General features: G+C 47.4%; 12 protein-coding genes. 3 read left to right on the top strand and 9 right to left on the bottom strand.

What is annotated here, in order from left to right:
• Positions 1-151: 151 nt before the first annotated feature.
• Genes lptB through ICN34_RS00500 form a run of 5 tightly spaced genes read right to left on the bottom strand, consistent with a single transcriptional unit; the run spans position 152 to position 3719 of the window.
• Positions 152-919: an LPS export ABC transporter ATP-binding protein gene (gene lptB, locus ICN34_RS00480; RefSeq protein WP_072582701.1), complete on the bottom strand. Its 768-nt coding sequence runs from the start codon at positions 917-919 to the stop codon at positions 152-154.
• Positions 916-1470, bottom strand: a complete 555-nt coding sequence (gene lptA, locus ICN34_RS00485) for a lipopolysaccharide transport periplasmic protein LptA (protein WP_072582894.1) — start codon at positions 1468-1470, stop codon at positions 916-918. Before lptA ends, lptB begins: the two co-directional genes overlap by 4 nt.
• 10 nt (positions 1471-1480) lie before the next feature.
• Entirely contained in the window at positions 1481-2122 is a 642-nt protein-coding gene (gene lptC / locus ICN34_RS00490) for an LPS export ABC transporter periplasmic protein LptC (protein ID WP_216120199.1), read from the bottom strand.
• Between the two features lie 3 nt (positions 2123-2125).
• Complete coding sequence (locus ICN34_RS00495) at positions 2126-2698, bottom strand: HAD family hydrolase (protein ID WP_216120201.1); 573 nt, start codon at positions 2696-2698, stop codon at positions 2126-2128.
• Positions 2699-2726: 28 nt separating this feature from the next.
• Positions 2727-3719, bottom strand: a complete 993-nt coding sequence (locus tag ICN34_RS00500; protein ID WP_216120202.1) for an SIS domain-containing protein — start codon at positions 3717-3719, stop codon at positions 2727-2729.
• An 11-nt stretch (positions 3720-3730) separates the two neighbouring features.
• On the opposite strand from ICN34_RS00500, the gene ICN34_RS00505 reads away from it, so the two are divergent.
• The gene (locus ICN34_RS00505; protein WP_072582705.1) at positions 3731-5713 is read left to right on the top strand and encodes a monovalent cation:proton antiporter family protein; all 1983 of its coding nucleotides are present in this window, start codon (positions 3731-3733) and stop codon (positions 5711-5713) included.
• Positions 5714-5747: 34 nt separating this feature from the next.
• On the opposite strand, the gene uvrA is transcribed toward ICN34_RS00505, so the two are convergent.
• Positions 5748-8648, bottom strand: a complete 2901-nt coding sequence (gene uvrA / locus ICN34_RS00510; protein ID WP_216120205.1) for an excinuclease ABC subunit UvrA — start codon at positions 8646-8648, stop codon at positions 5748-5750.
• Positions 8649-8685: 37 nt separating this feature from the next.
• Here uvrA and ICN34_RS00515 point away from each other — a divergent pair, with 37 nt between their 5' ends.
• Together ICN34_RS00515 and ssb are read left to right on the top strand one after the other, a co-directional pair.
• Entirely contained in the window at positions 8686-9870 is a 1185-nt protein-coding gene (locus ICN34_RS00515; protein WP_216120207.1) for an MFS transporter, read from the top strand.
• Positions 9871-9951: 81 nt separating this feature from the next.
• Complete coding sequence (ssb, locus tag ICN34_RS00520; RefSeq protein WP_216120209.1) at positions 9952-10407, top strand: single-stranded DNA-binding protein; 456 nt, start codon at positions 9952-9954, stop codon at positions 10405-10407.
• A 103-nt stretch (positions 10408-10510) separates the two neighbouring features.
• Here ssb and queF read toward each other — a convergent pair whose 3' ends face one another.
• Genes queF through ilvA form a run of 3 tightly spaced genes read right to left on the bottom strand, consistent with a single transcriptional unit; the run spans position 10511 to position 13793 of the window.
• On the bottom strand, positions 10511-11338 hold the full coding sequence (gene queF / locus ICN34_RS00525; RefSeq protein WP_216120211.1) for an NADPH-dependent 7-cyano-7-deazaguanine reductase QueF: 828 nt from the start codon (positions 11336-11338) through the stop codon (positions 10511-10513).
• 13 nt (positions 11339-11351) lie between these two features.
• On the bottom strand, positions 11352-12260 hold the full coding sequence (locus tag ICN34_RS00530; protein WP_072582710.1) for a 5'-nucleotidase: 909 nt from the start codon (positions 12258-12260) through the stop codon (positions 11352-11354).
• Between the two features lie 12 nt (positions 12261-12272).
• Positions 12273-13793, bottom strand: coding sequence for a threonine ammonia-lyase, biosynthetic (gene ilvA, locus ICN34_RS00535; RefSeq protein WP_072582711.1), 1521 nt, complete (start codon positions 13791-13793; stop codon positions 12273-12275).
• Positions 13794-13802 lie beyond the last annotated feature (9 nt).

Here is a 13802-nt window from a genome sequence, read left to right on the forward strand (position 1 = left end):
CATGCCCGGGGTGCGCAGCAAGCCCCTGAAATTTTTTGTGCTGTTTTTTTTGGAAAATAAACCATGAGCCTCCAGCGTATCAGCGAATTTGCCGAAAACCAAGAGGGAAGTGCAATTTTTATTACTTTAAAAGCAGGAAGCCTTGTTTGACTTACATCCGGAAGTTTTCGCCCAGATAGACTCTGCGGACGGCATCGTTCTGAATAATCTGATCAGGCTTACCTTCAGCCAATACGCTACCTTCGCTGATGATGTAGGCGTGGTCACAGATGCCCAGGGTTTCGCGGACGTTGTGGTCGGTAATTAGTACCCCAATTTGGCGGTCCCGCAGGAAGCGCACAATGCGCTGGATTTCCCCAACAGCAATAGGGTCAACACCAGCAAAGGGCTCATCTAGCAGGATAAATTTTGGCTGGGAAGCTAGCGCTCTCGCAATTTCTACCCGCCTACGTTCACCACCCGATAGGGAGAGGGCTGGGTTATTGCGCAGATGACTGATTTGGAGTTCGCCTAAGAGCTCATCAAGGCGGTTAGCAATTTCGGCCTTAGTAAGGGGTTTGCCGCCTTGAGCTTGAAGCTCTAAGACTGCCTGAATATTTTCAGCTACGTTGAGCTTTCTAAATACAGAGGCTTCTTGTGGCAAATAGGAGAGACCCATTCGAGCGCGCTCATGAATCGGTAAATGCGTAATATCTGCGCCATCTAAAACGATATTTCCACCATCGAGTGGGACTAGTCCAACAATCATGTAGAACGAAGTTGTTTTGCCTGCTCCATTTGGGCCGAGTAGTCCTACCACTTCCCCACATCTAACTTGTACGGATACATCACGAACCACGGTTCTTGAGCCATACCGTTTTTGTAGGTTATGGGCGCTTAGTGTGGGCGCATTATCGATGTGGGCTAAATCCGCTGTCATTTCTCTAGGGTTGCTTTTCGTCTTGGTGAAAGGATGGCTCTTGCTAAGGGCAGATCATCCGGTTTTGCATCTTTAGGAGGTGTGACATGATAGTACTGCTTTACATCATCGTACTCAATTTTCCAGCCCTTTAATTGATCAAGCATTTGCATATTGAGCAAGCGCTTCAAGCTGGCATCGCCTGTCAACGTCAGAAATTCTGTCTTGGCATCATAGGTAACCTGGGCGCCGCGTCCTTGCATGAACTCATCCGCAAGACCTTCGCGACGTTGTCTAAAGCTTGCAACCGTTTCCGGAGTACCCACGACATCGACAAACTCATAACCCTGAGGATCCACTTCAATGTGGCCATCCTCACCAGTAACAATAATGCTGCCTTTGATCAGTAGCACCTGACCATTGAGGTCATAGATTTGCTTAACGTCGTTTACAGAAACTTTTTCTGCTTCCAGAATGACTGGTTTGTCTTGGTCTGCTTTTTCTGCGAACGACAAAGATGCAAGGGAGAGCCCAAAGCTTAGGAGCGCAAGGCGAACCAATAAAATTTTCATTGACACCATTTTATTGGTGGCTCCGTGGGGCGCGCTCAATACGTCCTTTAACTTGGCCGCTGAGCACCATACTTTGTTCGACGTTGTTAAACACACCACCTTCAGTGGAATTCATAATCGACATGCCCTGCTCAAGGGTAATTGGCCGATCGGTTTCAATAATGTCATCGTTAATGAGCACTTTGAAGTAGCTTGAGCTGGCCAACATTCTTAAAGTTGCTGGCTGTGATGCAGTCGCTTCTTGAGCTGGGCGAAAGATGCTGGCGTTATCGTATAAATCAAGGATGGTGAGATCACCATCGAGATGTCCGGTATCCGACTTCACGGTTACAGGCGCTTTCTCAGCCTGGAACAGGCGCATGCGCGGTGTCAGGATATCGATAGAGGCATCGTCATCATAGTGTGTGACTTTGACGCCCAACACTCTGTATTTAGTATTGCCCAATTCATTAAGAGCGGATAGTGCACCATCTTTGATGGTGTAGTCAGGCTCATGCAGGCGCACGCGTTCTAAAGGAGATTTTTCTGGCGGAGTATTTTTTTCGACCAGCCAAAAAGTAGCCAGCGTGAGTGCCCCCATCAAAATCAAGGGCAGCAGGCGCAACAGAGCGCGACCGATGCCCACTTTAATTTGCTGAGGCTTTAACTGCATTGCTTAGTTACGAGCCTTAAGAAGTAATTCTTCATAGCGATTCTGTGCTTTAAGAATCAGGTCGCATACTTCACGTACCGCACTATTACCGCCATTGCGTGTCGTCACCAAGTGGGAAAATTCTTGGACAGCTTCATGACCTTGTGCCGGGCAAATTCGAAAGCCTGCATTTTTCATCATTTGCATGTCTGGCCAATCGTCACCCATAACAGCGCAGTCAGCCGCAGTCAGCCCCAGAGATTGAAGAACTTCTTTCAGGGCAATAGCTTTGTTTTCAACACCCATGTGAACATGTTTAATACCAAGCTCTTCACAGCGTGCCAAAACCATTTTAGAATTTCTGCCGGTAATGATGGCAGTCGGAATGCCGCATTGCTCTAATAATTTGATGCCTAAGCCATCTTGAATATCAAAGGCCTTTAAAGATTCTTTGCCATCAGAACCAATCCAAACTTGTCCATTTGTTAATACGCCATCAACATCCAATACCAAAAGCCTCACTTTGCCTGCGCGCTCCCAGGCCTGTGGGTATTGAGCTAGAGGGTTGGTCTTGTGAGTATTGAAAGCACTAGGCATGAAAGGGAAACTCGATTACGAATGGAAATTAAATGACTTTGGCTGCAAATAAATCATGTAGATTTAATGCGCCCAACAAATGACCTTGGTTATCTGTCACCACTAAATGATTGATGCGATGTTTCTCCATCATCTCGATCGCTTCTTCAGCAAGTAACTCTGCTGGAATGGTACGAGGATCGGCAGTGGTCGCACTCTTCAGTTTGATGCCGCCAAGGTCGGTAGTTTTTTCCAAAAGGCGACGCAAGTCACCGTCAGTCAATATACCAAATACTTTGTTGTTGGCATCTAGGATAACCACCATACCCATGCGCTTCGAGGTCATCTCTAACAAGGCATCTTGTAGAGACGCATCAATGGAGATCTTAGGCGTGTCTGCAAGGCTACGCATTACTTCGCTGACATGTATTAATTGCTTGCGACCTAGTCTGCCACCAGGATGAGAGCGAATAAAGTCTTCAGCTTTAAAGCCGCGTGCATCTAGTAAGGCAACAGCTAGTGCATCGCCCATGGCTAGTGCAGCAGTAGTGCTAGTTGTAGGCGCCAGATTCAATGGACACGCCTCTTTTTCAACACTGGTATCTAAATGCGCGTCTGCCAATTTGGCAAGAGAGGAATTTGGAGCGCCAGTGAGAGCGATAAGTTTTGCGCCAGTGCGTTTTACGATTGGCACGATAGTCAAAAGCTCATCTGTCTCGCCGGAATTAGAAAGGGCGACAAAAACATCATCTCTAGTAACCATGCCTAAGTCTCCGTGGCTGGCTTCAGCGGGATGAACAAAAAATGCCGGGGATCCTGTGGAGGCAAAGGTAGCGGCAATTTTGCGGGCAATATGACCTGATTTGCCGATTCCAGAAACTACGATTCTGCCTTTGCAGCCATGTAAAAGCTCAACCGCCAGGACGAGGGCATCAGCATTAGCGCCCTCAAGGCGATCACGCATAGTTTGCAGTGCAGCAGCCTCAATAGTGAGGGTGTCGCGCGCAAGCTTTAGGGTACGTTCACGAGTCTTAGCTATCATCAAGTAAGTATATGCCGTCAGTCCTTCAATTAACCCTCATTCTCCTGGCCTCGGGTGTGGCCGGAGTGGTTATTTTCCGCTATTTTGGCTTACCCCCCATTTTGGGCTATTTGGCCATTGGCGTGCTGATTGGGCCTAATGCCCTGGGCTTGGCGAATGATTCAGCCACAGTGAAGTATTTGGCTGAATTTGGCGTGGTTTTCTTGATGTTCTCGATTGGCTTGGAATTCAACCTGCATAAATTAAGGGCAATGCGATCGATCGTATTTGGCCTTGGTGGCAGCCAAGTCATTCTAACAATGCTTTTAGCAATCCCAGCCAGTTTGCTAATGAATTGGATTTATCCCATCTCTTGGCATGCTGCGATCGCCTTAGGTGGTGCGCTGGCAATGTCATCAACTGCAATTGTGACCAAGCTGATTTCTGATCGCGCTGAATTAGAGACAGAGCATGGTCGCAATGTCGTGGGTATTTTGTTATTCCAGGATTTAGCAGTGGTCTTCCTGTTGATCCTATTACCATCGCTCGGGAAAAATCCTTCCGATTTGTTCGTTGCGTTAACTGCAGCGTCTATCAAAATCACCATCGCCTTGGTATTGATTTTCTTCATTGGCCAAAGCTTGATGAGCCATTGGTTTAAGTTGGTTGCTAAGTTGCGCTCACAAGAGTTGTTCATGCTCAATCTGTTGTTGATTGTTTTGGGTATGGCGGCGCTTACCGAGCACTTTGGTTTGTCGCTAGCGCTTGGTGCGTTCTTAGCTGGCATGTTGATTTCTGAAACGCCTTACCGCCATCAAGTGGAAGAGGATATCAAGCCGTTTCGCGATGTTTTGCTCGGCCTCTTCTTTGTGACGATTGGCATGTTGCTCGATTTCAACGTCATTCGTGAGCAGTGGATATTGGTTTTGGTTTTACTCGTTGGCCCACTCATCTTCAAGTTTGGCCTTATTGCTTTGCTATCACGGAGCTTTGGCTCTAGTCCTGGCATCTCCATTAGAACGGGCTTGTGCTTAGCTCAAGCAGGTGAATTCGGCTTTGTTTTGCTCAATCAAATTGATGGCCTGGATCTAATTGATCCCACCTTGAGTCAAGCAGTATTGGCAGCGATGTTGATCTCCATGTTCTGCGCACCATTCCTCATTGAATATAGCGATCGCATTGCGATGCGTTTTGCCAGTAACGAATGGTTGCTGCAATCGCTTGCATTAACTCGTGTTGCTTCCAAGAGTGTTCGTAATGAAAACCATGTGGTCATTTGTGGCTTCGGTCGTTCAGGTCAAAGTTTGGCCCGCATGCTTGATCAAGAAAAAATTCCATACATTGCCTTGGATTTAGATCCTGATCGCGTTAAAGAAGCTGCGGCTGCTGGCGACAATGTAGTTTATGGCGACGCTAGTCGTGAAAACTATTTAGTAGCTGCTGGCCTTTCAAGGGCAAAGGCGGTCGTGATTACTTATGCCGATACCGCAGCAAGTATGCGAGTCTTGCGTCAGGTAGAGCGCTTACGTCCTGGTATGACGGTATTGGTGCGTACTAGAGATGATGCGGATATCGCCAAGTTGCAGGCAGCTGGAGCTACTGAGGTCGTGCCCGAACTCATTGAAGGTAGCTTAATGATCGCCTCCCATGTTCTATTGATCATGGGTGTGCCAATGCGTAAGGTAGTGAGACGCATCACAACAGCAAGGGAAGAGCGCTACAGCCTATTGAGGGGCTACTTCCGCGGATCTGCGGACGATGACTTTGGCTCCAATGAATCTTGGCGTTTACATGCCATTACGCTGCTGCCCCAGTCAAAAGCGATTGGTAAAGCTTTAGGCGAGCTTGACCTAGAGAAAGAAGGCGTCAATGTTCAGGCAGTACGTCGCAAGGGTCGAAACGCAGATTATGTGAAGTTGGACCCCATTCCGGATCTCAAGCTTGAGGCCAACGACATTTTGGTGATCTCAGGCAATTCAGAGGCAACCGATTTGGCTGAAGCTAAATTACTCTGAGATCAATCTAATAGCGCTGCGCGCTTTTATTGCTTTACTTACTTTTCTTTTTACCGGCTACAGGAGTAGGCGCTTTGCGAGTTAGCAATGGTGCTAAGTAATGACCTGTAAAACTCAATTCATTTTTCGCGACGTCTTCTGGTGTGCCGGTAGCAATGATTTGCCCACCACCGGCGCCGCCCTTAGGCCCTAAGTCAATAATCCAATCCGCAGTCTTAATCACATCAAGGTTGTGCTCAATGATGACAATCGTATTGCCTTGTTTCTTGAGTGTTTGAATCACAGTTAGCAACAACTGAATATCGTGGAAATGCAAACCAGTAGTTGGCTCGTCCAAGATGTATAGGGTTCTTCCGGTGTCACGCTTGGAGAGTTCAAGAGAGAGTTTTACGCGTTGTGCTTCACCGCCGGATAAAGTAGTTGCACTTTGTCCAAGCTTCACATAGCCCAGGCCTACGTCCAGCAATGTTTTGAGTTTGCGCTTAACAACGGGTACCGCTTCAAAGAACTCATGGGCTTGTTCGATTGTCATCGAGAGTACTTCATGAATATTCTTACCCTTGTAGCGAATATCTAAAGTCTCACGGTTGTAGCGCTTGCCGTGACAAACGTCACAAGGAACATAGACATCTGGTAGGAAGTGCATCTCTACTTTGAGGACGCCATCACCCTCACAAGAATCACAGCGACCGCCCTTCACGTTAAAGGAGAAGCGACCTGCTTCATAGCCCCGTTCACGTGATGCAGGAACGCCTGCGAAGAGTTCTCTAATCGGGGTAAATAGTCCCGTGTAGGTAGCAGGGTTAGAGCGCGGCGTTCTACCAATCGGGGATTGGTCAACACTAATGACTTTATCGAAATGCTCTAGACCCTTCATTGCATCGTGTGCTGCAGGCTCTGCATTAGAACCATAGAGGTGTTGAGCAACAGCATGATGCAGGGTGTCATTAATTAAGGTGGATTTACCAGAGCCTGATACACCAGTCACGCAAGTTAACAAACCAACGGGGATTTTTGCATGAACAGATTGCAAGTTATTGCCGCGCGCACCAATGATTTCTAAAAAGCGATCATTTACAGGAATACGTTTTTCTGGAACCGCAATTGCTTCACGGCCGGCAAGGTAGGCACCAGTTAAGGAATTCGGGTTTGCTTCTACTTCGGCAGGTGTGCCTTGAGCTACTACTTCGCCACCATGAACGCCAGCACCAGGACCGATATCAATAACCCAGTCAGAGGCGCGAATCATATCTTCATCATGCTCAACAACTAAAACACTATTACCTAAATCACGCAGGTGCTTCAGGGTGCCAATCAGGCGATCGTTATCGCGTTGATGCAGGCCAATAGAGGGTTCATCCAATACATACATTACCCCTGTTAGGCCAGAGCCAATCTGACTTGCCAGGCGAATACGCTGGGCTTCTCCACCAGAAAGAGTATCAGCACTGCGCTCGAGGGAAAGGTAATCTAGGCCTACGTCATTTAAGAAGCGTAAACGTGCGCCAATCTCTTTGACGATCTTGTCAGCGATTTCTCGTTTAGCGCCTTTGAGTTCCAGTGTTTCAAAATATTCTTTGGCCTCTTTGAGTGGTAGGGCACTAATTTCATAGATGGCACGCGATTGTTTCTTCTCACCCACTTTGACAAAGCGCGCTTCTTTGCGCAAACGGCTGCCGTTACATTCTGGGCAGGTTTGAACATTTTGATAGCGTGATAATTCTTCACGAACTGTCATGGAATCGGTTTCGCGATAGCGTCTTTCAAAGTTGGCAACAATGCCTTCGAAAGCATGTTCGCGAATGCTGTTCTTGCCACGCTCATTGATGTACTCGAAAGGAATGGTGACATCACCAGATCCCAAGAGAATCAGATCTTGCTGCTTTTTGTTGAGCGTCTCAAATGGCTTCTCCACATCAAAGCCGCCATGCTTAGCCAGGGTCTGAAGGAGTTTGAAGTAGAACTGATTGCGGCGATCCCAGCCTTTAATAGCGCCTGAAGCGAGCGATAAATCAGGGTGCGCAACGATACGCTTAGGGTCAAAGAAAGACTGGTGACCTAGGCCATCACATGACGGGCAGGCGCCCATCGGGTTATTAAAGGAGAAGAGGCGCGGCTCTAATTCTTGTAAGGAGTATGAGCAAACTGGGCAAGCAAACTTGCTGGAGAAAATCATCTCCTTGCCGGTGTCCATGTCGACGATCATGGCTTTGCCATCCGCCAAACGTAAGGCTGTTTCAAAAGATTCTGCAAGACGTTGCTGAATATCAGGGCGCACTTTAATGCGATCTACTACTACTTCAATAGAGTGCTTATCGTTCTTTTTGAGAGTTGGTAATTGATCCACTTCAAAAATCTCGGCTTTCGCTACGTTTGCTGTACCACCACCAGAGCGCACACGGAAGCGCACAAAGCCTTGTGCCTGCAGGTCTTGAAAGAGATCAACGAATTCACCTTTGCGCTCGCTCACGACGGGAGCCAAAATCATCAACTTCGTATCTTCAGGCATCGAGAGTACGGTATCGACCATTTGAGAAACACTTTGTGCTTCTAAAGGTAGATCATGGTCTGGGCAATGCGGCGTGCCTGCGCGGGCAAATAACAAACGCAAGTAATCATGAATTTCGGTGACGGTACCAACGGTCGAGCGGGGATTGTGGCTAGTGGCTTTTTGTTCAATCGATATCGCTGGAGACAGCCCTTCAATCGTATCGACATCTGGCTTTTCCATGAGTTGCAAAAACTGGCGGGCATAAGCTGAGAGAGATTCTACGTAGCGGCGTTGGCCTTCTGCATAAAGAGTGTCAAAAGCCAATGAGCTTTTGCCTGAGCCAGATAAGCCAGTAAGGACGACGAGTTTCTCTCTAGGGATGTCTAGATTGATGTTTTTGAGGTTGTGGGTGCGGGCACCGCGGATCTTGATTTCGTTATTCATGATTTTTTAGCGTAACTTGTTAATATAGCTCTTTCCCATGAATCCTTCTGAACTTCGCTCCACTCTGGCCTTAGCAGGCATCTTTGGCCTCCGTATGCTGGGCCTATTCTTGCTATTGCCCATCTTTAGCCTCCATGCGCGTGGCTTGCCGGGTGGTGAGCACGCACTTTGGGTCGGTTTGACTCTCGGAATCTTTAATATTATTCAGGCCTGTTTTTACATCCCTTTAGGCCGTTTATCGGACCGAATTGGGCGTAAACCCGTTGTTTTATGGGGTCTATCCCTGTTTGTGGCCGGAGCCTTAATTTGTGCTGCCAAAGATGATTTGCTCTGGATTGCGATTGGCCGGGGGGTCATGGGTGCTGGTGCCGTCTCAGCAGCGATTTCTGCCTGGGTAGCAGATTTGACTCGCGAGCAGGTGCGCACTCGAGCTATGGCATTGGTTGGCGGCAGTATTGCCCTCTCGTTTGCTTTGTCTTTAGTGATTGCCGCCCCGATTTATCGAGCGATTAGTCTGAGTGGAATTTTTATCGTTCTAGCAGTCTTGGGTGTGATTGCGATGTTTGTCACTTATTACGTTTTGCCAACGAGTGCGCCTGAAGCAAAAGTTCAACAGGCTTCATTGAAAGAAGTTTTCTTTCGTCCGGACTTGATGCGCTTGAATCTCGGTGTATTTGTATTACATGCAACTCAAGTTGCGATGTTCTTAGTAGTCCCTAGATTGTTAGTGCGGGCGGGATTACCGCTTTCTTCACACTGGGAAATTTATCTTCCTGTAGTGCTACTGTCATTTGTCTTCATGGCACCCGCAATTATTTATGGTGAAAAGAAGCAGAAGTTAAGAACCATTTTGTTAGTCGCAATTGTTTTGTTGCTGGTTGCAGAATTGATTTTTACGCAAGCCAATTCAGTGTTGACGATTGCAACTGCATTGCTGGTTTATTTTGTAGGCTTCAATCTGCTCGAAGCCTTACAGCCTTCTTTGGTGTCTCGTTTTGCTAAAGAATCCAAGGGCACTGCATTAGGCGTTTACAACACTACGCAATCGATTGGCCTGTTCTCAGGAGCAGTTATTGGTGGCTATTTGATGGATAGCCATGGTGATTTATCGGTCTTTGCCATGGGCGCAGCACTCTTGGTTTGCTGGCTTATAATTGCTTGGTCGATGGGTGAAATGCCAACGAGAGCAACAGATTCTAAGGATGTAAGCACAACGACATAACCGCAGCTTCATTGATTAAATTAAAGCGAGCAGTTTATTTTTTAGCAGTAATAACAGTAGTATTTTTCTTCGGGAGACAACATGGCTTCGGTAAATAAGGTCATCATCGTAGGTAACGTAGGACGTGATCCAGAGACGCGTTACATGCCAAGCGGCGACGCAGTGACAAACATCTCAGTAGCAACATCTGATCGCTACAAAGACAAACAAACTAACGAAATGAAAGAAACCACAGAATGGCACCGTGTTGCATTCTTTGGCAAGCTTGCAGAAATCGCTGGTCAGTACCTCAAAAAAGGTTCACAGGTTTATGTTGAAGGTCGTTTGCGTACACGCAAATGGACTGACGCTAGTGGCCAAGAAAAGTATTCCACAGAAATCGTTGCAGAAACAATGCAAATGCTTGGTGGCAAGCCAGTAGGCGGAAGCGGTGATGGCGGCGAGAGCTACAGCCGTTCAAAGCCGGCTGAGCACTCTGCCCCAGCACCATCAAACGCTGCATCATTAGGTGCAATGGACGACGACATTCCGTTTTAAGTATTACTAAAAACTCGCTAGTCATAAGCTGGTGAGTTGAATAGCAAAAACCCCTTCTAGGATTACCTACAAGGGGTTTTTATTTGCCTGCATTTCAATAAATTTACTGTCTTGCGTGCCGAATGTTATCTGGCCAGGGTGAGTTGTGATCTGTGCGGAAAGGATTGATATCTAAGCCGCCGCGTCGTGTGTAGCGCGCATATACAGATAGCTTCTCCGGTTTGCACTGACGCTTGATGTCAGTAAAGATCGTTTCCACACAATGTTCGTGGAACTCGCCTAACTGTCTAAAGCCAATGAGGTAGCGCAATAAACCCTCTTCAAGGATCGGCCTGCCTTGGTAACGAATTTGCACGCTCGCCCAGTCTGGTTGACCGGTCACTGGGCAATTAGACTTAAGAAGGTGCGAGACAAGACACTGCTCTATTGGACCAAACGATTCATTGACGCCGAGTAGGCCTGGGTCTGCGGGTAGGTTTGGATCTACTTCAATATCTAATCTGTCCATCAAAATGCCACCCATTTCTTGCATCCCTTTTTTGGAGACTGCTTCTGTTGGGTTGATGCGGGTGGTGACCTTGCTGCCAGCGACTGCAGATAAGTCGGTAATGAGTCGCTCTTTAACTTCATTCTCATCCTCAAAGCGTGCGCTGTTAAGGCTGTTGAGATAAAGCTTGAATGACTTGGACTCAATCATGTTCGGTGAGTCTGCAGGAATCTGAAACTCTGCCAAAGCAATTTGCGGCTTACCCTTTTGATTGAGCCAGCTGAGTTCAAAGGCGTTCCAAATATCAACACCAACAAAGGGTAGAGCTTGATCTTCTTTAAAACCCAACTTCTTTCTATTCTCAGATCTGGGGATGGGAAACAACACACTCGGATCATATTGATCTGGATATTGCGTTGATTGCCCGAGGGGTAAGGTTGCCATTACAGTATTTCGCTTACTTCTTAGGTTTATTGGATACGCCAGATACCACGTGGCCTGTAGGTGCAACAGAGGCTGCTGATTGGCAATGACCAGTTTGATCATCAAAGAAAAAGTCTGGTTCGAATTCTCGTAAGAACTCGCTCTTCGAGAGGCCGCCTAAGAACATCGCTTCATCTACATCAATGCCCCACGCCATCAGTGTACGAATAGCTCGTTCATGGGCAGGTGCAGAGCGTGCTGTAACTAATGCTGTCCGAATGCGCATACCGTTTTCACTAGTGGAGCGTTGCAGTCTGTGTAGGGCTTCTAGCAAAGGTTTGAATGGGCCGGGAGGCAAGGGAATATCGACCTTCTTACTTTCGTGATCCACAAAGGCTTCAAGACCTTTTTTCTGGAAGACTTGTTCGGCTTCATCGGAGAAAAGAACTGCGTCTCCGTCAAACGCGATGCGGATTTCATTAGGATGGGACTCGGCGGTTTTACTAGACTCTGGATACACGCGAGCGGCAGGAAAGCCTGCATCAATCGTTGCTCGCACATCATCTTCATTTGCAGACAAGAAGAGATTGGCATGTAGAGAGCGCAAGTAATGATACGGAGGCCTACCTCTTGTAAATACGCCACGCTCAAGATGTAGACCATGATGCTCGGCTGAACGGAATACACGCAGACCGCTGACCGGATCGTTGCGAGAAAGAATGACTACTTCGACACGTTGCTCACCCTCATCATTAAAAGCGAGGAGTTTCTTGACTAAGGGGAATGCTACCCCTTTTTGAGCGGCCTCACTGAGGCGCTCTAACTGCAACTTCATATAAGCGCTGTCATCGGTTGACTCGAAGATGCGATTTTCTTCCTCGAAATCAAACAGGGCGCGCGAAGAGATCGCGACGACGAGTTTTCCGGTGAGTGTGTATGACATTTGAGATTGGGCTTATTTCAGGAACAGGCGATAGGCGGGATTGTTAGTCTCATCCCAGTGTGGATAGCCTAGGGTTGCCAAGAAGCTTTGGAATTTCTTCTGCTCATTTTTCGGTACTTGAATACCAATCAGAATGCGGCCATAGTCGGCTCCGTGATTGCGATAGTGGAACAAACTGATATTCCAGTTAGGGGCCATGCTGGTTAAGAACTTCATCAAAGCACCTGGGCGCTCTGGGAACTCAAAGCGATAGAGCAATTCATCTTTAGCCAGTGCAGAATGCCCGCCAACCATATGACGTAAATGCGATTTTGCTAGCTCATCATGCGTGAGATCAATCGTTGCAAACTTGGCTTTGCGGAAATGCTTTGCAATCGCTTCGCTGTCACCGGATTTTTGTGTGCTGATGCCAACAAAAATATGGGCTTCACTTTGATCGCCAATACGATAGTTAAATTCAGTCACGTTACGTTTGCCGAGTAATTCGCAGAAGCGTTTAAAGGAGCCACGTTCTTCAGGAATAGTGACTGCAAATACCGCTTCGCGGAACTCACCAACGTCTGCGCGCTCAGCCACAAAGCGTAGGCGACTAAAGTTCATGTTGGCCCCGCAAGCCACAGCCACTAAGGTTTTCTTCTTGATACGTTTTTTCTCGACATACTTCTTCATGCCCGCAATGGCGAGTGCGCCAGCGGGCTCAAGAATACTGCGAGTGTCGGTAAACACATCATTAATAGCTGCACAGATTTCATCTGTGTCGACTGTGACGATTTCGTCTACTACTTTTTTGCAAATACGGAATGTTTCTTTGCCAACCAATTTCACGGCAGTGCCATCTGAGAACAAACCGACGTCTTTCATCTCAATACGTTTATTTGCTTTGAGCGATTGATTCATGGCATCGGAGTCAGAAGCTTGAACACCAATCACTTTTGTTTTTGGGCTAACAGCTTTGATGTATTCACCAATGCCAGAAATTAAACCGCCGCCGCCAATAGCAACAAATACCGCATCGATCGGTTTTTCATATTGAGTAAAAATTTCGTGGGCAATCGTTCCTTGACCTGCGATGACATCGGGATCATCAAAAGGGTGGACAAAAGTTAAGCCCCGTTTTTTGCCGAGAATCTCAGAATGTTTAAAGGCATCGCTATAGGATTCACCATGAAGGATGATTTCTACCCAAGATCCGCCTCTGACCTTGACTGCATCTATTTTGACGCTAGGGGTCGTGACCGGCATCACGATGACGGCTTTGCACTTCATTTTGGCGGCAGATAGGGCTACACCCTGGGCATGATTGCCTGCAGAAGCTGTAATAACCCCGCGTTTTAGGGCTTCTGGGGGTAAATGGGCCATTTTGTTGTAGGCGCCACGGAGTTTGAAGGAGAAAACCGGCTGGTTATCTTCTCTTTTAAGTAAGACCTGGTTGCCCAAACGCTTGGTCAGTTCTGGGGCGAGCTGAAGTTCGGTTTCTCTGGCTACGTCATAGACGCGAGCCGATAAAATTTTCTTTAAATAGTTCGTTGCCATCCGATGAGC

The sequence above is a fragment of the Polynucleobacter sp. Tro8-14-1 genome (assembly GCF_018881655.1).
Lineage (GTDB): Bacteria > Pseudomonadota > Gammaproteobacteria > Burkholderiales > Burkholderiaceae > Polynucleobacter.